At 64.6% G+C, this 22187-nt stretch carries 16 protein-coding genes; 10 read left to right on the top strand and 6 right to left on the bottom strand.

Annotation, left to right across the window (positions count from 1 at the left end; genetic code table 11):
- Nucleotides 1-1119 carry a hypothetical protein gene (locus AC1C2O_RS07395; RefSeq protein ID WP_495429782.1) on the top strand — a complete coding sequence of 373 codons (1119 nt, stop codon included), beginning with the start codon at nt 1-3 and terminating at the stop codon, nt 1117-1119.
- Between the two features lie 103 nt (nt 1120-1222).
- On the opposite strand, the gene AC1C2O_RS07390 is transcribed toward AC1C2O_RS07395, so the two are convergent.
- Complete coding sequence (locus tag AC1C2O_RS07390; RefSeq protein WP_495429781.1) at nt 1223-2512, bottom strand: THUMP-like domain-containing protein; 1290 nt, start codon at nt 2510-2512, stop codon at nt 1223-1225.
- 184 nt (nt 2513-2696) lie between these two features.
- On the opposite strand from AC1C2O_RS07390, the gene groES reads away from it, so the two are divergent.
- The 3 genes from groES (at nt 2697) to AC1C2O_RS07375 (ending at nt 5510) form a co-directional block, all read left to right on the top strand.
- A complete protein-coding gene (gene groES, locus AC1C2O_RS07385; protein WP_028502311.1) occupies nt 2697-2993 on the top strand; it encodes a co-chaperone GroES in 297 nt (98 codons plus the stop codon).
- A gap of 142 nt (nt 2994-3135) precedes the next feature.
- Nucleotides 3136-4059: an EamA family transporter RarD gene (gene rarD / locus AC1C2O_RS07380; RefSeq protein ID WP_495429780.1), complete on the top strand. Its 924-nt coding sequence runs from the start codon at nt 3136-3138 to the stop codon at nt 4057-4059.
- A gap of 182 nt (nt 4060-4241) precedes the next feature.
- Nucleotides 4242-5510 (top strand): ABC transporter substrate-binding protein, encoded by a 1269-nt coding sequence (locus tag AC1C2O_RS07375; protein WP_495429779.1) that lies wholly within the window; start codon nt 4242-4244, stop codon nt 5508-5510.
- Between the two features lie 304 nt (nt 5511-5814).
- On the opposite strand, the gene AC1C2O_RS07370 is transcribed toward AC1C2O_RS07375, so the two are convergent.
- The 4 genes from AC1C2O_RS07370 to AC1C2O_RS07355 all read right to left on the bottom strand — a co-directional run bounded on the left by AC1C2O_RS07370 (nt 5815) and on the right by AC1C2O_RS07355 (nt 9923).
- On the bottom strand, nt 5815-6582 hold the full coding sequence (locus tag AC1C2O_RS07370; protein ID WP_495429778.1) for an ABC transporter ATP-binding protein: 768 nt from the start codon (nt 6580-6582) through the stop codon (nt 5815-5817).
- Nucleotides 6579-7517 (bottom strand): ABC transporter ATP-binding protein, encoded by a 939-nt coding sequence (locus AC1C2O_RS07365; protein ID WP_495431705.1) that lies wholly within the window; start codon nt 7515-7517, stop codon nt 6579-6581. Before AC1C2O_RS07365 ends, AC1C2O_RS07370 begins: the two co-directional genes overlap by 4 nt.
- 67 nt (nt 7518-7584) lie before the next feature.
- Nucleotides 7585-8562 (bottom strand): branched-chain amino acid ABC transporter permease, encoded by a 978-nt coding sequence (locus AC1C2O_RS07360; RefSeq protein ID WP_495429777.1) that lies wholly within the window; start codon nt 8560-8562, stop codon nt 7585-7587.
- A 2-nt stretch (nt 8563-8564) separates the two neighbouring features.
- Nucleotides 8565-9923: an ABC transporter permease subunit gene (locus AC1C2O_RS07355; RefSeq protein ID WP_495429776.1), complete on the bottom strand. Its 1359-nt coding sequence runs from the start codon at nt 9921-9923 to the stop codon at nt 8565-8567.
- 206 nt (nt 9924-10129) lie between these two features.
- On the opposite strand from AC1C2O_RS07355, the gene guaB reads away from it, so the two are divergent.
- From guaB to AC1C2O_RS07340, 3 genes are all read left to right on the top strand, one after another.
- Nucleotides 10130-11632, top strand: a complete 1503-nt coding sequence (guaB, locus tag AC1C2O_RS07350; RefSeq protein ID WP_495429775.1) for an IMP dehydrogenase — start codon at nt 10130-10132, stop codon at nt 11630-11632.
- A gap of 252 nt (nt 11633-11884) precedes the next feature.
- On the top strand, nt 11885-12160 hold the full coding sequence (locus AC1C2O_RS07345) for a DUF2277 domain-containing protein (protein WP_495429774.1): 276 nt from the start codon (nt 11885-11887) through the stop codon (nt 12158-12160).
- Between the two features lie 116 nt (nt 12161-12276).
- Nucleotides 12277-13965: an ABC-F family ATP-binding cassette domain-containing protein gene (locus AC1C2O_RS07340; RefSeq protein WP_495429773.1), complete on the top strand. Its 1689-nt coding sequence runs from the start codon at nt 12277-12279 to the stop codon at nt 13963-13965.
- A 55-nt stretch (nt 13966-14020) separates the two neighbouring features.
- On the opposite strand, the gene AC1C2O_RS07335 is transcribed toward AC1C2O_RS07340, so the two are convergent.
- Entirely contained in the window at nt 14021-15109 is a 1089-nt protein-coding gene (locus AC1C2O_RS07335; RefSeq protein WP_495429772.1) for an FAD-dependent oxidoreductase, read from the bottom strand.
- Between the two features lie 155 nt (nt 15110-15264).
- On the opposite strand from AC1C2O_RS07335, the gene AC1C2O_RS07330 reads away from it, so the two are divergent.
- The 3 genes from AC1C2O_RS07330 to AC1C2O_RS07320 all read left to right on the top strand — a co-directional run bounded on the left by AC1C2O_RS07330 (nt 15265) and on the right by AC1C2O_RS07320 (nt 21994).
- Nucleotides 15265-16383: a GuaB3 family IMP dehydrogenase-related protein gene (locus tag AC1C2O_RS07330; RefSeq protein ID WP_495431704.1), complete on the top strand. Its 1119-nt coding sequence runs from the start codon at nt 15265-15267 to the stop codon at nt 16381-16383.
- 58 nt (nt 16384-16441) lie between these two features.
- Nucleotides 16442-17194: an SURF1 family protein gene (locus tag AC1C2O_RS07325; RefSeq protein ID WP_495431703.1), complete on the top strand. Its 753-nt coding sequence runs from the start codon at nt 16442-16444 to the stop codon at nt 17192-17194.
- A 153-nt stretch (nt 17195-17347) separates the two neighbouring features.
- Nucleotides 17348-21994 carry an ExeM/NucH family extracellular endonuclease gene (locus AC1C2O_RS07320; RefSeq protein WP_495429771.1) on the top strand — a complete coding sequence of 1549 codons (4647 nt, stop codon included), beginning with the start codon at nt 17348-17350 and terminating at the stop codon, nt 21992-21994.
- Nucleotides 21995-22187 lie beyond the last annotated feature (193 nt).

Genomic DNA, 22187 nt, shown 5'->3' with positions numbered 1-22187 from the left:
ATGATCGAACGGATGCTTGACGAATCTGAGACCGCGGAGCTGCGGTCGCTTCAAGAACGTGCGTACGGACGCGATGGAGGTCTGACCGCTGAAGACGCGGCGCGACTGCACGAGTTGGAATCGAAGCTGCGGCCGGCGGTTCCATCGGTCGTTGCGCCTGTGGTGGTGTCCGACCGTGCGGCGGGCTCAGTGGGCGGACCGGTCTCGGTGGCTGAACCCGTCGAAGTGGTCGAGGTTTCACCGGCCACCAAGGTCGAGGCCGGGCCGGACTCCGCGTCCGAAGCATCCGCTCCACCACGCAGACGCCGTCGATGGCCTGCATTCGCCGCCGCAGGCGCCCTGCTTATCGGGCTGGGTGCCGGATGGATGCTCTGGGGCTGGAACACCGCCGAGTTCGCCCTGGCCACCACTCATTCCGAACAGCGTGCTGAGCTGGAAGCGAGCGGCGACTACGACCCGGGAACAGTGGTCGCGGTGGCCGAGAATCATGGCGTGGTCATCTGGCGTGCAGAACGCCAGGAGGGTGAGCAGCATTGCGTCATCGCGACTGCGGCATCCATGACGCAGAGTGGATGCGCGACGATGGACGACACCAACATGGGAGGCGCCAGCGCCACCATCGCCGTGCCAGAAGGCGACGCGTTGGCGGGGCAGACGCTTTCGGCATACCTGTTTCTCTCAGCGACCGGAGAGGTCGTGCCCACCGTCCAGATCTGGGACCAAAACGAGTCCACCTGGGAATCGCAGTTCACCGAGGAGGAGCTTGAGGCCATCGGCCGCCTCGAAGCAGAGGGCTTCGAAGCCACTTCGCTCAATATTCTCGGCTACGACGGCGATACGCCGATCTGGACCAGCTGGGGCAGCGAAATGTGCGTCATCGCAGAATCTGACGATGGGATCGTGTCGGACTGCCTACCGACCAGTGAGACGCCGCCGACGGAACTAGCTGTTACGGCATCCGTGGGTGGAGTCCTGACGCAGTACATCATGATCCAGACCGAACGGCGCGGCCAGCAGCTCACGGTCGTGAGGAGCCCGGACGTTCAGGAAGCCGAAGTCGAGGTTGAGCTCGATGTTGGCGACAAGGTCGAGATCGAGCTCGACGACAAAACCGGCTGAAATCGAGGTGGTGCACTAGCTCTCTGAACCCGCCCCCCTGGAGCCGGGAAAGTATTCTCCCATCGCCACGGATGCCGGGCGCCCGCCTCGCGCGGCCGCCCGCTCAGACTCGGTCGGCGAGGATCGCCATCCGCTTGTCGCCGGTGCGCGTGAGGATCAGCGTTGCCGACTGCGATCCCTTGAGGTTCAGCTTCTTGCGGAACGCGGCGGGGTCGATGTCCATCCCACGTTTCTTGATCTCCAGAGTGCCGATGTCGTTTGCACGAAGCACGGCGTTGATCGACTTGGGATTCGCGGCCATGACCTCGCGCACCCGGAACGACTGCACGAACGGGCTCGTGAGAGCGGCATCACCGGTGATGTAGGCGATCTTTTCGTCCAGCATCCCGGCCTCGAGGCTGCGTGCGACGTCGCCGATCAGGCGCGCACGGATGACCGCACCATCGGGTTCGTGCAAGAAGGCGCCGAGTTCACGGACGTCGGCGTCCTCGGCATCCGCCCCGCCGGTGAGTTCATGCGATTCCTCCCCGCGGTTCACCAGCGCCGCCCGGCGGACACCTTCGCGAGCCAGCACGCCTGACCACAGCACGAGTTCGACGACGCTGCCGTCGGCGCTGACCCACTGTGCTTCGGCATCCGCGGGAAGCGCATCGCGGTCGTGCCCTGGGCCGAGTTTGATGCCCGTCGGAACTCGGGATGCGAGGTCGAAGGCCCAGTCGAGTGAGGGGGAGTAGTCGGATGCAGCGACCCTCCGCGTCTCGCCATGACCTGCCGTCCGGCGAGCGGGGTCGAGCCAGACCGCAGTGCCGCTGCCTCGGAGATGTGCAGCTTCTTCGGGCGAATCGGCGGAATTGCTCCGAGGATGCTGCACATCTCCGAAGTTCGCGCCGGTGAAGTTCGCGCCGGTGAAGTTCGCGCTCACGAAGTCCTCGGCCGTGCCGTGCTGCACGGTCACTTCATCGCCGAACGGGGCCAGGTTGTAGGCGGCGATTGCGGCCGTCACTTCGTCGGCATCCACCGCGAGCACACTGAGGCCAGCGCCGGCGAATGCGAGTGCATCGCCGCCGATACCGCATCCGAGGTCGGCGACGTGTGAGATTCCGGCGCGGCGCATGCGTCCGGCGTGTCGTGCGGCGACTCCCAGACGCGTGGCCTGCTCGAAGCCGGCTCTCGTGAACAGCATCCGCTCGGCGAAGCCGCCGAACTTGGCTGCGCCCTTCGCGCGCAGATGAGCCTGGCCGACGACAGCCGATACGAGATCGGGGGAGTGGCCTGCAGCGCGCAGGCGGGAGACAGCCTGCGCGACCTCCGCCGTCGATTCGATCGTGCCGACCTCATCGAGCAGTCGGAGTCCCTCTGGGGTGAGCAGGGCGGTGAGCTCAGACAGTTCCACGTGCCCAGCCTACGAGGCGGCAGGTCACGGGCCTCATCGGCGGACGAAGATCTGGCTCAAGATGTCCAAAACTGGCACTCGCATTGCATGAGTGCCAGCCGACGGCATACACTTGAGTTAGCACTCTCGGGTTGAGAGTGCGAACAAGTCTTTCGTGTCAGCGTCAAGAAAGAAGAGGTAGACCGTGTCGGTTTCCATCAAGCCGCTCGAAGACCGCATCGTCATCCAGCAGGTCGAGGCCGAGCAGACCACCGCGAGTGGGCTGGTCATCCCTGACACTGCCAAGGAGAAGCCCCAGGAGGGCGAGGTTGTGGCCGTTGGCCCCGGCCGCATCGACGACAACGGCAACCGTGTTCCGATCGACGTCGCCGTCGGCGACCGCGTTCTGTACAGCAAGTACGGCGGCACCGAGGTGAAGTTCGGCGCCGATGAGTACCTCGTGCTCTCGGCTCGCGACGTCCTCGCCGTCGTCGTTCGCTAAGCGTTTCGACAAAGCGTAGAAGGCCCGGATGCATCACGCATCCGGGCCTTCTTGCATTCCACCCGGACAGCTGCCGCTCGTTTCCTGCCAACATCACGCGCGCGTGCGACTCAAGGTCCGTGGCCGGGCATAGTGTGATCCAGTGATCACAGACCGCAGCAGCCAGTCCGCCGGTGTGGCATACGCGGGCGGGGCATATCTGCTCTGGGGTATCCTGCCGCTGTACTTCCTGTTGCTCGTGCCAGCAGGCCCGTGGGAGATCGTCGCCGCGCGAGTGGTGTTCTCTTTCATCTTCTGTCTGCTGCTGCTGACCATCGCTCGCGGCTGGCGCAGGATCATCGCGATCATCCGACAGCCACGGCTGCTCGGCTGGACCGCGCTCGCCGGAGCGCTCATCTACTTCAACTGGCAGGTGTTCCTGATCGGAACCCTCACCGGGAATGTCGTCGAGACGTCCCTGGGCTACTTCATCAACCCGATCGCGACGGTGCTGCTCGGCGTCTTCGTGCTGCATGAGCGCATCCGTCGATTGCAATGGGTCGCGATAGGTATCGCGCTGATCGCCGTCGTGGTGATCATTGTGGCCTACGGCTCGTTCCCTTGGATCGCGCTGTCGCTGACAGCATCCTTCGGGATCTACGGTTTGATCAAGAAGAAGATCGGGCCTGCGGTGGATGCCGTGAGCGGCCTCACCCTCGAATCGTTCTGGCTTCTCCCCGTTGCTGTGGTTCAGCTCATCATCGTGGCGCAGACCACCGGCATCACCTTCGGTACCGAGGGGACGTGGCACACGTCTCTCATGCTGTTCGCCGGTATCGCCACCGCGGTGCCGCTGCTGCTGTTCGCCGCCGGCGCCCGCCGCATCAATCTCACGGTCATCGGGATGATCCAGTTCATTACGCCGATCATGCAATTCCTGACGGGTGTGCTCATCCTGCATGAGCCGATGCCCGCCGAACGCTGGATCGGGTTCATCATCGTCTGGATCGCGGTGTTCGTCTTCGTCGTCGACCTGCTGATCGCTGCCGGTCGGGGCCGTCGCATCCGTCTTGCGCCGATCGCGTGATCCCCCGCGGGATCCGTCCCAGGGAGATGTCGTGATCCGACGCACGAAGATGTCATGTTCGTGAAACATTCGGTATCACACCGTTAACGCATCGCAACACACGGATGACGAGTTCGCGTATACGTTTAGGTCACGGACGGCGCCCGAGTCGTCCGGGAACCATGAACCAGCAAGGGAGCAGCATGAGCGTCTTCACACACACGCGCGCGCGTAAGATCCTGGGCGGTCTCGCCTTGGTCAGCGCGAGCGCGATTGTCCTGGCAGGGTGTAGCAGCGGGGGAACCCCTGCAGACCCGTCCGAAGAGCCGGCGGCGCCCACTGATCGTGAAGCTCTCACGCTCAGCATCGGTACCGTCCTTCCTCAGACCGGCCAGCTCGCCTACCTCGGCCCGCCCGAGGAGGCCGGTGTCGGACTCGCCACCGCGGAGATCAACGCGGCAGATCTCGGCGTCACTGTCGAGGTCGAATACGGCGACTCGGGTGACCCCGACAACAAGGCGTTCGAGACCACGGTCCCGCGTCTGCTTGACTCTGGTGTCTCCGCGCTGATCGGCGCGGCGTCCTCCGGTGTCACAAAGCTATTCCTCGACCAGGCAGTCAGTGCTGGCGTCATCACCTTCTCGCCGGCCAACACGTCGCCGGACTTCACCGAGTGGCCCGACGAAGGCCTCTACTGGCGCACCGCTCCGAGCGACCTGCTCCAGGGCGAGGTGCTCGCCACCGAGATCGGCATCGACGGCTACGCGAACCTCGGCATCATCTACCTCAATGACGCCTATGGTTCGGGTCTTGAGGCATCGCTGACCGAGAACTTCGAGGCCGGCGGCGGCACGGTCGTGGCGTCCGAGGCGTACAACGCCAACGACACCTCGTTCGACGCGCAGATCTCGACGATCATGGCGCAGAGCCCAGATGCTGTTGCTGTGATCGGCTTCGAGGAGACCTCGACGATCGTTCCTGCATTCGTCTCTAGCGGGTTCGACGGCAGCAAGTTCTACTTCGTCGACGGCAACACACAGCAGTGGGGCGCCGACATGCCTGTCCCGATTGAAGGCAGCAAGGGAACTCAGCCTGGCCCCGTGCTTGCTGACGACTTCCAGCAGCGTCTGATCGATCAGTGGCAGGAGCAGTCGGGCAAGGAGCTCGTCGACTTCAACTACGCGGCTGAGTCCTATGACGCAGTCGTGCTGCTCGCCTTGGCTTCGCTCGCTGCGAACTCCACGGAGGCCACCGAGATCGCAGGCTTCCTGCAGGAAGTTTCTGGCGGCTCCGGCGATGGTGAGAAGTGCGAGTCGTTCGAGGCGTGCGCCACGATCATCATTGATGGTGGAACCGCTGACTACGACGGATACTCCGGCGCGATCACCTTCGACGACAACGGTGACCCGACCGAGGCGACCATCGGCGTCTTCCAGTACGGCGCAGACAACATGCACACGCGCATCAACTGATACGCAGTGACACGAGGGACCGGATGCTTCGGCATCCGGTCCCTTTCGTGTGCGGTGGGTGCGGGCATTGCGGTGCGGTGGCATCCGGAGGTTGCGTGCATCCGTCGCATCCGTCGTGGGAAGGAAAACCCGGCTTCGGATGCCGTTAGAACCCAAGGCATCCGAAGCCGGGTTTTTCTTCCCGCATGGGCGCGAAACGGGGCGGATGCGCGAGGCGGGCGCCACGCGCGCCCCCGTGCCAGCACCCCGCGCCGCGGGCGCGAGCACGGCGCGCCGCGAGGCCCCCCGCGCCGCGCCCCCGCGCCTAATCCTCGCCGAGCGTGCCCAGGTACAAACCGATGACCTTGGGGTCGTTCAGCAGCTCCCGACCGGTTCCGGTGTAGGCGTCGTGGCCCTGATCGAGCACGTAGCCGCGGTCGCAGATCTGTAGGCAGCGCCTGGCGTTCTGCTCGACCATGATCGTCGTGACGCCCGCCTTGTTGATGTCTGAGACGCGGATGAACGCGTCATCCTGGCGCACCGGCGAAAGGCCGGCAGACGGCTCGTCGAGCAGCAGCACTGACGGGTCCATCATCAGCGCGCGCGACATCGCGACCATCTGTCGCTCACCACCAGACAGGGATCCTGCCCGTTGCTTCAGGCGGGAGCCCAACTCGGCGAAGATCCCGGTGACGAATTCCAGTCGCTCCTTGTATGCCTTCGGGCGCTGGATGATGCCCATCTGCAGGTTCTCTTCGATGCTCAACGAGGGGAAGACGTTGTTCGTCTGAGGGACGAACCCGACCCCACGCTGCACGAGCTCGTTGGCTTTCAGGCCGACGATGCTCTCGCCATTTACGAGTATCTCGCCACCACGCACCTTCACCTGTCCGAAGATCGCCTTCAACAGTGTCGACTTGCCGGCACCGTTCGGGCCGATGATGCCGATCAACTCGCCCTTCGACGCGACGAGGTTGGTGTCGTTGAGGATGTCCACACCCGGCAAATAGCCTGCGGTGAGGCCCTTGACCTCAACCACGATCTCTGCCGTGCGGGGGGTGCCCTGTGGCTCGACGGTCACGGGAGTACTCATGTGTTGTTCTCCTCTGCGGCCTGTATCGCGGCCTCGTGCTCCTCGCGGATCTCTTCCAACATCTCTTCCGCTGACTCGTCGAGTTCGCCAGAGTAGCGCCCGGTGACGACTCCGAGGTCGACGTCCTGGTGGCTGCCGAGATAAGCATCGATCACGGCCTGATTCTGCATCACCTGGTCGGGCGGTCCCTCTGCGACGACGCGACCCTCGGCCATCACCACCACCCAGTCGGCGATGTGACGCACCATGTTCATGTCGTGCTCAACGAAAAGCACGGTCATGCCGAGTTCCTTGAGATCAAGGATGTGATCCAGCAGCGACTGAGTGAGGGCGGGGTTGACTCCTGCCATCGGCTCGTCGAGCATCACCAGGTTCGGGTCGCGCATGAGCGCGCGCGCCATCTCCAGCAGCTTGCGCTGGCCGCCGGAGAGGCTGGCCGCGTAGTCCTGCGCCTTTGAATCAAGCTTGAAGCGCGCGAGGAGGTCCATCGCCTTCGCCTCGAGTTCGGTGTCCTGCTTGCGCCAGATCGCGGGGATCAAGCTAGGAAAGAACCCCTCACCCTTCTGGTTCGGCGCCCCGAGCTTCATGTTCTCGAGCACGGTCAGAAGCGAAAGTGCCTTGGTGAGCTGGAAAGTGCGCACCTGCCCCATCCGCGCCACCTTGAACGAGGGGATGCCAGACAGCTGGTGCCCGTCGAAGCTCCACTTGCCCGAGTTCGGCTTATCGAACCCGCACAGGAGGTTGAACAGTGTGGTCTTGCCCGCACCGTTCGGCCCGATCAACGCGGTGATTGCGTGGCGCGGAATCTCCAGGTGGTCGACATCGACGGCGGTGAGGCCGCCGAAGCGACGGGTCACGTTGTCGGCGATGAGGATCGGGTCGACCTTCTCGCAGCCGACCTCGATCTCGCCCTTGTGAAGACCGGTCGTCTTGATGCGCCCGGTGTGCGGCGCCTTCTGTGCGGCCGGTGCCGAGTTTTCGGCAGATGCGTCATCTGCATTGTTATTTGACAAAGGTCAGCTCCCTCTTGTTTCCGAGGAGCCCCTGCGGCCGGAATATCACCAGCAGCATGAGCGCGACTCCGACGATCACGAAGCGGAGAGTAGCCGCCTGGATCGACGACATGGGCAGGATTCCCTGTGCAGCCATGCTCGGCAGCACTCCCTCAAGGAACGCCATGATGACCCAGAAGATCACCGCGCCGAGGGCTGGTCCGAACACCGTTGCAGCCCCTCCGAGCAACAGGATCGTCCACAGGAAGAACGTCAAGGACGTCGTGTAGCTCGCCGGCACCACCGCGGAGGGGAGAGCGAAGACCGCTCCACCGAGTCCGCCCATGATTCCACCGATCACCAGCGCCTGCATCTTGTAGGAGAAGACATTCTTGCCGAGCGAGCGCACGGCATCCTCGTCTTCGCGGATGCCCTTGAGCACGCGACCCCACGGGCTGCGCATCAGGGCCCACACCAGATAGATGCAGACGGCGAGAACGAGCAGACCGAACACGCGTACCCAGAGTTGGCTGGCGTTGTAGGTCCACGGACCGAAGCCGTAGGTGCCCTCCGGGAAGGGGTTCGCATCGCGGAAACCAGCGTGGTAGCCGCCGAGTCCGTCGGCTGCGTTGGTCTGCTCCTCGAACGCGGTCGAGGTGAACAGCAAGCGCACGATCTCGGCCGCCGCGATGGTCGCGATGGCCAGATAGTCCGCACGCAGTCTCAGAGTCGGGATGCCGAGGATGAAGGCGAAGACGGTCGACATCACCATGCCGACGATGATGCCCACCCACCACGGGAGGCCGAACGAAAGGATCGAGATCGCGTAGCTGTACGCGCCGATGGCCATGAACCCGGCCATGCCGAAGTTGAGCAGTCCGGCGTACCCGAAGTGCACTGCGAGTCCGGTGGCAGCGATCGCGTACGCGATCGTGGTCGGGCTCAGAATCCATGTTGCCGTGCTGCTGAAAATTGCTCCCCAGTCCATGGTCAACCAATCCTCTCTTTTCGACCGAGGATGCCCTGTGGTCGAAACAGCAGCACCAGAATAAGGATGGCCAGTGCCCCGACGTACTTCAGGTCGGAAGGCAGCCAGAGCGTTGACACCTCGACGAGGATGCCGACAACGAGCGCGCCGATCAGCGCGCCGAAGGCCGTGCCGAGTCCGCCGAGGCAGACCGCAGCGAAGATCAGCAGCAGGATGTGCACTCCCATGTCCCACCGCACGCCGGGACGGAAATACGCCCACAGGATGCCGCCGAGGGCAGCGAGAGCGGATGCCAGGATCCACACGATCCGGATCACCTGGTCGACGTTGATGCCGGATGCTGCGGCGAGGGACGGGTTGTCGGAGATCGCTCGCGTTGCCTTGCCAGTGCGGGTCTTCAGCAGCCAGAAGGCGACGGCGACGAGGACGACCACGCTGATGCCCATTGACATCATGTCGATGACGCTGAGCCTGATCGGACCCCAGATCTCGATCTTCGGTGCTCCGGCGTTCGGTAGCTGCACCGTGTTGCCGCCGAAGAAGAAGAGGAAGACGTAGCGCAGCGCGAACGAGAATCCGATGCTGACGATCATGAGAGGGATGATGCCCATCCCTCTCCGTCGCAGCGGCTTCCATAGGGCGACATCCATCAGATAGCCGAATATTCCACCGCAGATGACGACGAGCGGAATGGTCAGCCACATCGGCACCGCTAATGTGACGCCGAATACCACCGCCATCACCGCGCCGAACGTGACCATCTCGGCGTGAGCGAAGTTGGTCAGGTTCATGGTGCCGAAGATCAGCGAGACGCCGATCGCGGCGAGCGCAAGCAGAAGTCCGAAGTTGAGCCCGTTGATCAGTCGTTCGACGAACTGGTCGATGAAGCTCGTCGTCTCTCGCACACCTTCACCGAGGAAGAGGTTGATGACGACGCGGTTCGCGAGGCCGAATTCCACCTCCTGCGAGGCGGAGTCGCCTTCGACGATCACGCCCTCGGGCAGGGTCGATTCGTCGACGGTCAGCGTATAGGCATCCTTCTCAGGCACATACAGCGTCCATCGACCGTTCTCATCCGTTACGGTCTCGGCATCGAAGCCATTGCCCTCGATGGCGACGGTGACGTCGGGGAGAGGATTGTCGTCGAAGCGAATGACGCCGGCAAAGAAGTAGTCGGTCACCTCCTGCTCGTCAGCGCCCTCATCGCTGTCCGCACTTGATGTCTCACTAGTGCCGCTGTCATCACTCTCAGCGAATGCCGCTGGTGCAGTCATGAACAGCATCGTTGCGGCCAGCATCGCGCTCATTAGCGCGATGATCCAGGGCACCGTTCGACGCTTGTGGCTAGTCGTCAGTTCCACGAAACCTCCCTTGTCGTCCCATGGGTGCCGAGGCTTCGGGTCGCATCGGCGATGATGAACGACCTTATGAGCGTAATGTGTCGGCTTCATTTCTCACCAGTGTCCGGTGTGTTGTTATCAAACGGTGGCGCGTTCCATGGGGAATTTTTGGAGCCTCTGCACGCTTAGAATTGATACACCGCTACGCGCATGCACGAGGAGATTTCATGGACCAGCCCGATCCCTTCGGTTTCGTCGGACTCACCTACGACGATGTTCTGCTCCTGCCGGGGCATACCGATGTGATCCCCAGTGAGGCTGATACTTCGTCACGGATCAGTCGCCGCATCTCGGTCGCGACCCCGCTGCTCTCTAGCGCGATGGACACCGTCACCGAGAGTCGCATGGCGATCGCCATGGCGCGCGAGGGCGGTATCGGCATCCTGCATCGCAATCTTTCGATCGCCGATCAGGCCACTCACGTCGACCGCGTCAAACGCAGCGAGTCGGGCATGATCACCGATCCGATCACGACGACCATCGATGCGACTGTCGAAGAGGTCGACGAGCTCTGCGCGAAGTACCGGATCTCCGGACTGCCGGTAGTCGACCCCGATGGTCGCCTCGTCGGCATCATCACGAACCGCGACATGCGCTTCGTGTCTGGGCGCGAGCGGCAATCGACGTTCGTCAAGGACGTCATGACCAGCGAGAACCTTGTCACAGCGTCGGTGGGCGTCGCCGCGGGAGACGTTATCGCGCTGTTCGCGAAGCACCGCGTCGAGAAGCTGCCGCTGATCGATGACAACGGCAAGCTCGCCGGGCTCATCACCATCAAGGACTTCGACAAGAGCGAAAAGTATCCGCTGGCCACGAAGGACGAGCAGGGTCGCCTCCGCGTCGGCGCGGCGATCGGTTTCTTCGGCGACGCATGGGAGCGTGCCGAGGCGCTGCGCGATGCCGGCGTTGACGTACTCGTCGTCGATACCGCGAACGGCCAGTCGCAGGGCGTCATCGACCTCGTGAAGCGACTCAAAGCAGATGAATCCTTTGAGCACATCGACGTCATCGGTGGCAACGTCGCGACTCGTGAGGGCGCTCAGGCGCTGGTCGACGCGGGCGTGGATGCCGTGAAGGTCGGCGTCGGCCCCGGCTCCATCTGCACCACGCGTGTTGTTGCCGGCGTCGGTGTGCCACAGGTGACGGCCGTCTATGAGGCATCCCTCGCGGCGCGCCCCGCCGGTGTGCCGGTGATCGCCGACGGCGGTCTGCAGTACTCCGGAGACATCGCCAAGGCGCTCGTCGCCGGTGCGGATGCCGTCATGCTCGGTTCCCTCCTCGCCGGAACTGACGAGTCTCCTGGCGAGATCGTCTTCCAGGCAGGCAAGCAGTTCAAGCAGTACCGCGGCATGGGCTCACTCGGCGCGATGCAGACTCGCGGCAAGCAGACCTCGTACTCGAAGGACCGCTATTTCCAGGCGGATGTCCCGAGTGACGACAAGCTCATCCCGGAGGGCATCGAGGGTCAGGTTCCGTACCGCGGCCCGGTGTCGGCGGTTTCGTACCAGCTCGTCGGTGGCCTTCGCCAGTCGATGTTCTATGTCGGCGCTCGCACGATCGAAGAGCTCAAGATGCGCGGAAAGTTCGTGCGCATCACCGCGGCCGGGCTCAAGGAATCGCACCCGCACGACGTTCAGATCGTTGTAGAGGCGCCCAACTACAAGAAGTAGGGCCCGTCGGCCGGGGCAGCCGGGCGCGCGCCGGGCGGAGGTGTCGCGGGATGCCGCTTCCGTGGCCGGCAGGCGGCCATCTGCGACCCCTGCCGAGTTGGGCGCGGCGTCGCACGGGCGGGAGGTGTCGCGGGATGCCGCTTCCGCGGTCGGGAGGCGGCCATCTGCGACCCCTGCTGAGCGAAGGCACGGCTCAGGATGCCGCGGCATCCGCCCCTTTCGCGATTTCGGTTGTCGGCGTAGCGTGCCGGTATGTGCCGGAACATTCATACCCTCCACAATTTCGAGCCCGCCGCAACGTCGGACGAAGTACAGGCGGCGGCGCTGCAGTACGTGCGGAAGATCGCGGGGACGACGAAGCCCTCGAAGGCGAACCAGGAAGCCTTCGACCACGCCGTCGCTGAGATCGCGCACGTGACGCAGCATCTGCTGGCCGACCTCGTCGCCACGACTCCGCCCAAGAACCGCGAGGAGGAGACGGCGAAGAAGCGTGCCCGCGCGATCGTCTCCGGCCGATACGCGGCCTGAACGATACGCGGCCTGATCGATACGCCTCCGGCCGATACGCCGCTTGATCGAGACGCCGACCCTGTGAACTGATAGCCTGATCGGCTCGGCATACGGGCGGAAGGACGGCTTCACCCGTGGGCTACATCGATGTTTCAGCCATCTCCCTGACTCTGCCTGATGGCAGACCGCTCCTCGACGAGGCGACGTTCCGAGTCGGCGCAGGATCAACCAGTGCCCTGATCGGGCCGAACGGCGCCGGCAAGACGACGTTGCTGCGGATCATCCGCGGCGACCAGGCGCCGGACTCGGGCGCCGTCACGATCGACGGCGGTCTCGGTGTGATGGACCAGTTCGTCGGACACGGCGAAGCCGGGCAGACCGTGCAGGAGCTGCTGGTGCGCGTCGCTCCTCGCCGCATCCGGGCAGCGGCCGGGGCGCTGGAAGCCGCCGAGAACGCCCTCATCGAGCGCGACGAGCACGATACGCAGATGCGTTACGCCACGGCGCTCGCCGAGTACGCGGATGCCGGTGGCTACGAGCACGAGACGGTGTGGGATCAGTGCACGGTCGCCGCGCTCGGTGTGCCCTACGAACGTGCGCGCTACCGCGAGCTGGTCACACTCTCCGGCGGAGAGCAGAAGCGGCTCGCCTTGGAGGCACTGTTGCGGGGCCCTGACGACGTGCTGCTGCTTGACGAGCCGGATAACTACCTCGACGTCCCCGCGAAGCGCTGGCTGGAGGATCAGCTGCGGCAGACGCCGAAGACGGTCTTGCTCGTCTCGCACGACCGCGAGCTGCTCGCTCGCGCTGCCGACCGCATCATCACGCTCGAACCGGGAGGCGCCGGAGCATCCGCGTGGGTGCACGGCGGCGGCTTCGCCACCTACCATGCGGCTCGCATCGCGAGGATGGATCGGCTGGATGAGCTGCGTCGTCGCTGGGATGAGCAGCACGAGAAGCTGCGGAATCTGGTGGCGGCGCTGAAGGTGAAGGCCGAGGCGAACGACAGCTTCGCGTCTCGCTATCGTGCGGCGCAGACCAGGCTGCGGAAGTTCGAGGAGGCTGGGCCGCCCGAGGAGCGTCCGCCAGCGCAGGCGTTCGACATGCGCCTTCGTGGCGCGCGCACGGGCAAGCGTGCCGTCGTGTCTGAACGCCTTGAGCTCACCGGACTGATGAGGCCGTTCGATTCGGAGATCTGGTACGGCGATCGGATCGGTGTGCTCGGATCGAACGGATCCGGCAAGTCACACTTCCTGAGGCTGCTGGCCCGCGGAGGAACGGACCCCGACCCGACGCTCGGCCATGTGACATCGACGGGCGAGCAGGTGGATGCCGTCGCGCACACCGGGCGAGCGACGCTGGGCGCGCGCGTGGTGCCCGGGCTGTTCGCACAGACCCACGCGCATCCGGAGTTCGTCGGGCGCACGTTGTTGGAAGTGCTGCACCGAGGCGATGAACGCAGGGCGGGGATGCCGCGCGAAGCGGCGAGCGCGGCGCTTGATCGCTACGGGCTCGTGAAGCAGGCACAGCAGACATTCGATTCGCTCTCCGGTGGCCAGCAGGCACGGTTCCAGGTGCTGCTTCTGGAACTGTCCGGTGCGACGCTGTTGCTGCTCGATGAGCCGACGGACAATCTCGACCTGGAGTCGGCCGAGGCGCTGGAGGACGCGCTCACGCGGTTCGAGGGTACGGTGCTCGCGGTCACGCACGACCGGTGGTTCGCGCGCTCCTTTGACCGTTTCTTGGTGTTCGGCACCGATGGTGAGGTCTACGAGTCGGATGCCGCAGTCTGGGATGAACGGCGAGTGGTGCGCACGCGCTGAACCTCGAAGATGACGCGAACGACCCAGCGCAGACGAAAGGCGTGAGCGTCTCAGCTCACCGCAGCCGGAACGGCTCAGCGGCGCGCGCCCCTGCATCGAGCGCGAGATCCGCGAGGACGGCGCCGACTCCGGTGGCGAACTTGAAACCGTGTCCGGAGAAGCCCGCGCCGACGACGATCCGACCCTGACGATCGAGGATGAAAGTGTCGTCGTCGGTCGACGTGTAAGTGCAGCTGATCGGCACCGCCGACGATGCATCGAGTCCAGGCATCCACTCGCGCACGTATGCCGCGAGGGCATCTGCGTGCGTGGTGCGGTGCGGCCGAGCATCCGGATCGACCTCGTTGCCGACGCCGTGGAACCCGACCTTGATGCCTTCGCCCGGTGTCGGCATCCCGTACACCGTGGCGGGGAAGCGATCGGTGCCGACGTAGTGGTTGAACGACGGCCATACGTCGTCGGAGGCGGAGAGCGGCGAGAAGTGCGCTGGCGTCTCCTCGGTCACCCGCAGCCGGGGCAGCCGGATCCCGCCGAGCAGTCGGCTGGTCCAGGCGCCGGCCGTGACCACGACGGTGTCCGCATGCAGCGTCCCGCCGGGCAGCGCCAGCGTGACGCCGGAGGCATCCTCGACGATGTCGCGCACCGGCGACGCCCAACGCACCTCGCCGCCGGCCTCGACGATCCGTCGCTCCAATTCGAGAAGAGCGGCGGATGCGCGCACCACACCCGCATCGGATGACCAGAGCACAGCATCCTCGAAGCGCATACCTGGCCAGCGCCCTGCAGCCTCGGCAGCATCCAGGATCTCGGCAGGGATCCCGCGCTCGGCTAGCCGACCGCGTACCGAGGCAATGTCGACGCGGCCATAAGTGACCAGTCCGTGCATCCTCAGCAGCGGCTCGCCGCCGGGAGTGCCGAGGGCGTCCCAGCCCTCGCGGGCACGCACGAGCAGATCGAGATAGTGCTCGTCCTCGTAGGCATTGTTGAAATTGCGGGTCGCGCCGTGCGATGCGCCCTGCACGTGCCCTCGGGCGAACTGCTCGAGCAGCACCGGCCGGTGGCCGCGGCGGGCGAGCTCCCAAGCCGTCGCCAGTCCCATCACGCCGCCGCCGATGACGGCGACGTCCACAGCATCCGATCCCACGGCATCCTCCCGATAGCGACGAGTCCCAATAACGACGAGTCCCGAAAGCGAGTCCCAATATCGAGTCCCGAAAGTCTCAAGTCCCGAAAGTCACGAGTCCCGATCGTCACCAGTCTCGCAGTCGGATCGACCGCAGGTAGGCTGGTCTGGTGAGCATGGACATCGAACTCGGCCGAGGCAAGCGCGCGCGTCGCGCATACACGTTCGACGACATCGCGGTGGTGCCGTCACGGCGGACCCGCAACCCCGAGGATGTCTCGACTGCGTGGACGATTGACGCCTACCAGTTCGACACTCCGATCATCGGTGCACCGATGGACTCGGTCGTCAGCCCTCGGACCGCGATCATGCTCGGCAAGCTCGGCGGTATCGGTGTGCTCGACCTTGAGGGTCTGTGGACCCGCTACGAGAACCCGGAGCCGCTGCTCGCAGAGATCGCCGGGCTCTCCGCAGACAAGGCGACCGTGCGGATGCAGGAGCTGTACTCCGAGCCGATCAAGCCCGAACTCATCATGTCGCGCCTGGCGGAGATCCGCGAAGGCGGCGTCACTGTGGCAGGCTCGCTCACCCCGCAGCGCACCCAGGAGCTCTACGACACCGTGGCTGCCGCGGGCGTAGACCTGTTCGTCATTCGTGGCACGACCGTCTCGGCTGAGCACGTCTCCAGCGTCGCCGAGCCGCTGAACCTCAAGAAGTTCATCTACGACCTCGATGTTCCCGTCATCGTCGGCGGTGCAGCCACCTACACGACGGCCCTGCACCTGATGCGCACCGGGGCTGCCGGTGTGCTCGTCGGCTTCGGCGGGGGAGCGGCATCCACGACTCGTGCGACCCTCGGCATCCATGCACCGATGGCCACGGCAGTCTCTGACGTCGCCGCTGCGCGTCGCGATTACCTCGACGAGTCGGGCGGACGCTACGTGCACGTCATCGCCGATGGCGGAGTCGGAACCTCGGGCGACATCGTCAAGGCGCTGGCGATGGGTGCGGATGCCGTCATGCTCGGCGTCGCGCTCGCGCGCGCAACGGATGCTCCGGGCCGCGGCTTCCACTGGGGGCCAGAAGCACACCACCCGCAGCTTCCTCGCGGACGTCGCGTCAAGACCCCCGGGATCGCGACGCTCGAAGAGATCCTCTACGGGCCGGCTCCTGTCGCGGATGGCACGGCCAACCTGATCGGCGCGCTCCGCAAATCGATGGCCACCACTGGATACTCCGATCTCAAGGAGTTCCAGCGAGTAGAGGTCGTACTTGCTCCCTATCACCTCTCCTGACGGGCGCGCACTGCACGTGACGATTCCGCAGGAGTTCCCGCCGACCCTTCGCGAGGTCATGCTGCGCGGACGCTGGATCGGCGTCCTCCTGGCCTGCCTCGTGGTCGCCGGTGTCTTCGCCTTCCTCGGTCAATGGCAGCTCGAGCGTGCCATCAACACCGACCCAGCTCCGGTGGGGATCACGGAAGATGTGCGTCCGCTCTCTGAGGTCGTTGCCCCCGGCGAGTATCTCCCAGAGCCGTACGTCGGCCAGCGAGTGGAGACCACAGGCACCTGGGTTGCTGGCGACTTCCTGGTCGTCTCATCGCGTTTCAACGACGATGCAGAGGGATACTGGGTGACCGGTCAGCTGCGCGTCGCCGAGCGCACATCGATCGCCGTCGCTGTCGGGTGGGCCCCAGATCGCGAAACAGCGGATGCCGCGGCATCCGCCCTCGAAGAAGACGCTGCAGGAACCGAGTCGACGATCACCGGACGCGTGATCTCCGATGAGGGCACGTCGCCGCCCACCAGAGACGACCCGCACGCCATGAGTCGGATGTCGCCGGCGATGCTGCTGGGCCAATGGCACGACATCGAGCAGCTGTCGGTGTACCGCCCGTACCTCGCTTCGATCGATGCGCCCGAAGGGCTGGTCGACATCGTCTCGCCTGCACCGGCGGAGCTCGCGACCGTCAACTGGTTGAACATTTTCTACGCCATCGAATGGGCGGTCTTCGCCGGCTTCGCGTTCTACATCTGGTATCGCCTGGCGAAGGATCGCTGGCAGCTCGAAGTCGAGGAGTTCGAGGAGCGCGCAGCGGCATCCTGACGTCAAGGACGTGACGCTCGGGTAACCGATCGGCAAACACCATTGAGGACGTCGGAATCCCTCAGTATGCTCGCGAACATGTGTGTGCGCTGTGAGCGTCCACATCGACAGTTTCACGAGAGCTGCCGTTCGCGTCGACGAGGAGAATCACCGATGATGTCAGCCCCTGACGGCAGGAACCTCCGGGTTTCTGTTTCGCACAATAGAGGCAGGGGTCGCGTCGGCGTCCTTGCCGCAACGTGTGTTATTTCTCTTGGCGCTAGCGCCCTGATCGCAACGCCCGCCTTCGCCAATACGTCAGGCACGGGCGTGGTCATCAACGAGGCGTACCTCTCTGGCGGGAGCGCTGGAGCAGCATTCAAGAACAAGTTCATCGAGCTGTACAACCCGACGGCCGAGGCCATCACCCTCGATGGGCTGTCGCTGCAGTACCGCTCCGCGACGGGAGCCGCCAACTTCAACGGCGTCGCCGCACTCACCGGAGTCATTCCGGCGGGCGGGTATTTCCTCGTGCAGGGCAACAGCAACGGTGCGAATGGTGTCGAATTACCGGAACCGGACGCCGTCACCACTCTGACTCCGAGCGGCACCAACGGCACGCTCGCCCTCGTCGAGGGCACCGCCGCCGTCAATCTCACCCCAGGGTCGACCGCAGGCGTCGACGGCGTCGTCGATCTTCTCGGTTACGGCTCGTCGAACACATTCGAGACCACGGCGGCGATTTCGCCGTCCGGCAACACCGACGTGAAGTCACTGAATCGCACCGACGGCGTCGACACCGATGACAACCGTGCAGACTTCGCCCTTTCGGCCACGATCACCCCGCAGGGCTCCGGCGCTCCCGGTCCTGACCCGGACCCCGATCCCGAACCGGGCACTGACCCAGTTGCGGCGTCGATCGCCGAGGTGCAGGGAGCTTCCGATGTCTCGCCGCTGAACGGCCAGACGGTGATCGTCGAGGGTATCGTCACTGGCGACTACCGCCTCGGCGGCTACAAGGGAATCTCGATCCAGACCGCGGATAGCGGTGGCGACACGCATGCCGCGTCCGGAGCATCCGACGGCGTTTTCGTGTTCCTGAACAACCTCGCCCCGACGCTCGAGATCGGCGACCTTGTCTCGGTCACCGGCACAGTTTCGGAGTACTTCGGCCAGACGCAGATCGCCCCCGCAGTTGTCGGCGATGTGAGTGTCATCACGGCCGGTGTCGGCGTTCCTGCCGTCACGCCGTTGCCCGAATCGACCGTCGGTGTCGCCCGTGAAGCCTACGAGAACATGTTCGTCGCCCCCAGCGGCACCTACCGCCTGGCATCCAGTCACCAGCTGTACAACTTCGGCACCCTGTGGCTGAACCCTGGCGACCTGAATGTGAAGAGCACAGAAACGACCCGTCCTGGTCCGGAAGCCAATGCCATTGTCGCGGCCAACCGTGCTGACCGCATCCTCCTCGACGACGGCTGGAACTCGCAGGTCACTAGCGGAGCGCACACCGGTGAGCAGCCGTACTTCACCACCAACACCACGGTGCGAAACGGTGATGTCGTCGACTTCGCCGAGACCGGCTACGTGCTGCAGTACGGCTTCGATGACTGGCGTCTGCAGCCGGTCATTGCGATCGACGACGCGAGCGACGCGACGTACAAGGCGACGTTCACGACTGAGAACCCGCGCACGGACGCGGCCCCAGAGGTCGGTGGCGACGCGCAGATCGCAGCGTTCAACGTCTTCAACTACTTCACGACGCTGCAGAGTGAGGACTCCGACGCACGCGGGGCCAAGACAGCCGCGCTTTTCGAGATCCAGAAGTCGAAGATCGTCACCGCGATCAACGCTCTGGATTCCGAGATCGTGGCGCTCATGGAGATCGAGAACTCCATCCACTTCGACAAGCCCGTCGACACCGCTGTCGCGGATCTGGTCGCAGGGCTCAACGAAGATGCAGGTTCCGAGATCTGGGCATTCGTGCCGACTCCGGAAGCGCTGCTGACGACTGACACTGACGTGATCACGAACGCGATCATCTACAAGAAGGATGCCGCGTCGCCCGTCGGAGACAGCTCGACTGTCGTCGACGAGTCGGTGTGGGGCAACGCTCGCGAGCCCATCGCACAGACGTTCGACCTTGACGGCAAGACGGTTTCGGTCGTCGCCAACCACTTCAAGTCGAAATCTGGTGACGGCGCGGAGCCCGAGGATGGCCAGGGCCACTTCAATGCCGACCGCACTGCGCAGGCACAGTCGCTGCTGAGCTTCACCGAGACGCTGGCAGAGACCAGCGGCAGCGAGGACATCCTGCTGCTTGGCGACTTCAACGCGTACAGCAAGGAAGACCCGATCGACGTGTTCGCGCAGGCCGGCTGGACCGACCTGGTTCCGGCATCCGATGCGGGCTACACGTACACGTTCGACGGTGAGCTCGGATCGCTCGACCACGCGATCGCATCGCCCTCGTTGACCGAGTCGGTGACAGGAACTGGCGTCTGGGCGATCAACTCTCCGGAGTGGAGCGACCGCGGCTACGAGTTCGGCGCGGTTGAGGCGGGCACGCCGTTCCGTTCCAGTGACCACGATCCGGTGATCGTCGGCGTCTCCAGCGAGATCCCGCCGGTGAGTATCGACATCGTCACGATCAACGACTTCCACGGTCGCATCGAGGCCGACGGCGTCGCGGCGGGTGCTGCGGTTCTCGCGGGCGCCGTTCAGTCGGTGCGTGACGCGAACCCGAACACGGTGTTTGCTGCTGCGGGCGACCTCATCGGCGCATCCACGTTTACGTCTTTCATCAACGATGACAACCCGACGATCGACGCGTTGAATGCCGCGGGGCTCGATGTGAGCGCGGCCGGCAACCACGAGTTCGATCAGGGTTGGGAAGACCTGGAGGGCCGCATACAGGACCGCGCGGACTGGGAGTACATCTCGTCCAACGTGTTCGTCACCGAGACCGGTGAGACGGCGCTCGCTCCGGCCTGGGTCACCGAGATGGAAGGCGTTGACGTTGGCTTCATCGGCGCTGTGACCGAAGAGCTCGACTCGCTCGTCTCCCCGGATGGCATCGCCGATCTCGAGGTGCGCGGCATCGTCGATTCGGTGAACGCCGTCGCTGCCAACCTCACCGACGGTGATGACGCCAACGGCGAGGCCGATGTGCTGATTCTGCTCGTGCACGAGGGCGCGACGTCGACCGATGTCGCGAGCATCACGCCGGACTCGGCGCTTGGCGAGATCGTCGCTGGCGTCGATGACAGCGTGAATGCGATCGTCTCGGCGCACACCCACCTCGCGTACAACCACGTCATCGATGGCCGTCCGGTCATCTCGGCGGGCCAGTACGGTGAGAACTTCGGGCAGATGAACCTGCAGGTCGACCCGGAGACGAAGGAACTGCTCTCGATCACCAACGAGATCAAGCCCCTCACGAAGTCTGAGAAGGATCCGGTCACCGGCAAGGTCACCATCACGCCGCTCTACGACGCCGACGGCGACGTGCAGAAGATTGTCGACGCGGCCAAGGCCGAGGCCGACATCCTCGGCGCGGAGCCGGTCGGCGCGATCACCGGTGACTTCAACCGGGCGCGTCAGACCGACGGATCAGAGAACCGCGGTGGCGAGTCGACGATCGGAAACTTCGTCGCCGACGTGCACAAGTGGGCAACCGACGCTGACATCGCGCTGATGAACCCGGGCGGCATCCGTGCCAACCTGTCATACGCCTCGACCGGAGCATCCGACGCTGACGGCAACGTGACCTTCCGCGAAGCAGCGACGGTGCAGCCGTTCGCCAACACGCTCGTCACGCTCGACCTCACCGGTGCGCAGCTGAAGGGTGTGCTGGAGGAGCAGTGGCAGCCGGAGGGGTCGAGTCGTCCGTTCCTGAAGCTCGGCGTCTCGGAGGGCTTGCAGTACACCTACGACCCGAGTGCGGCGGCTGGGGAGCGAATCACCTCGATCACGCTGAACGGCGAGGCGATTGACGAAGCAGCGAGCTACAGCGTCGCCGCGAACTCGTTCCTCGCCGCGGGTGGAGATAACTTCTTCACCTTCGCCGAGGGCACGAACAAGGCAGACACCGGCAAGATCGATCTTGCGTCGATGGTCGACTGGTTCGACGCCAACGGCACGGCGACGACCGATCTCGCGCAGCGCGCGGTCGGTGTGACGCTGAGCGCACCGGATGCCGATGGCTACAGCGCCGGAGATCAGGTCACGATCGATCTCTCCTCGCTGGCATTCAGCGCGGGCGAGGCTGCGCCCGGTGAGGTGAGCGTCGCACTTGGCGACATCGCACTCGCCACAGGTGTGGTCGATGCAGCCATCGTCGACACCACCGACGAGGTCGGACGCGCGAGCCTGACCTTCGCCGTTCCGGAAGGCGTGATCGGGGAGCAGCAGCTCGCCGTGACTACTGGCGAGACGAGCGTGCAGGTGCCGTTCACGGTCACCGGCGTCGAGACTCCCGTTGAGTTCACCGGCACCATCGAGGTGGGATCGAAGACCGTCAGTGCGGGCAAGAAGCTCACCGTCACCGGCGCCGACTTCGAACCCGGCGAGACCGTGACGATCACGCTCGAGTCGAAGAAGGGCAAGATCGTCGAGTTGGGCACCGCCTCGGTCTCCGCGGACGGCACCTTCACCAGCGCGGTCACCGTTCCCAAGAAGACGGATGCCGGTAAGTACGCCGTCATCGTCGCTCAGGAAGACGGAGACCACGCCACCGGCTCGGTCACCGTCAACAAGGGCAAGAGCCCGATCCGCGACATCCTTGACTGGTTGTGGGATCTCCTCAACGGCTGGTTCTGATTCGCCAATGACGAAGGCCGCCGGGAGCGATCCCGGCGGCCTTCGTCGTGCACTCGCAGCGTCACTTCGAAGAACGCCATTGAGGATGTCGGCGGGTAGTCATATGCTCACAACCGGGCGCCTCTTTCGCATGCTGACGTGTGACTGCGGTGATTCCTCTTCGTGTGCCTCACGATGGCGTGCGAAGTCCCTC

The organism is Microbacterium sp. Y355 (assembly GCF_059445345.1).
This window is presented reverse-complemented; position numbering and strand designations above follow the sequence as displayed.

What these genes read in the sequence shown, in the direction of transcription:
- AC1C2O_RS07395 (WP_495429782.1), top strand. Translation starts at nt 1, where the DNA reads ATGATCGAACGGATGCTTGACGAATCTGAGACCGCGGAGCTGCGGTCG.
- AC1C2O_RS07375 (WP_495429779.1), top strand. Translation starts at nt 4,242, where the DNA reads ATGAGCGTCTTCACACACACGCGCGCGCGTAAGATCCTGGGCGGTCTC.
- AC1C2O_RS07370 (WP_495429778.1), bottom strand. Translation starts at nt 6,582, where the DNA reads ATGAGTACTCCCGTGACCGTCGAGCCACAGGGCACCCCCCGCACGGCA.
- AC1C2O_RS07360 (WP_495429777.1), bottom strand. Translation starts at nt 8,562, where the DNA reads ATGGACTGGGGAGCAATTTTCAGCAGCACGGCAACATGGATTCTGAGC.
- guaB (WP_495429775.1), top strand. Translation starts at nt 10,130, where the DNA reads ATGGACCAGCCCGATCCCTTCGGTTTCGTCGGACTCACCTACGACGAT.
- AC1C2O_RS07345 (WP_495429774.1), top strand. Translation starts at nt 11,885, where the DNA reads ATGTGCCGGAACATTCATACCCTCCACAATTTCGAGCCCGCCGCAACG.
- AC1C2O_RS07330 (WP_495431704.1), top strand. Translation starts at nt 15,265, where the DNA reads ATGGACATCGAACTCGGCCGAGGCAAGCGCGCGCGTCGCGCATACACG.
- AC1C2O_RS07325 (WP_495431703.1), top strand. Translation starts at nt 16,442, where the DNA reads ATGCTGCGCGGACGCTGGATCGGCGTCCTCCTGGCCTGCCTCGTGGTC.
- AC1C2O_RS07320 (WP_495429771.1), top strand. Translation starts at nt 17,348, where the DNA reads ATGATGTCAGCCCCTGACGGCAGGAACCTCCGGGTTTCTGTTTCGCAC.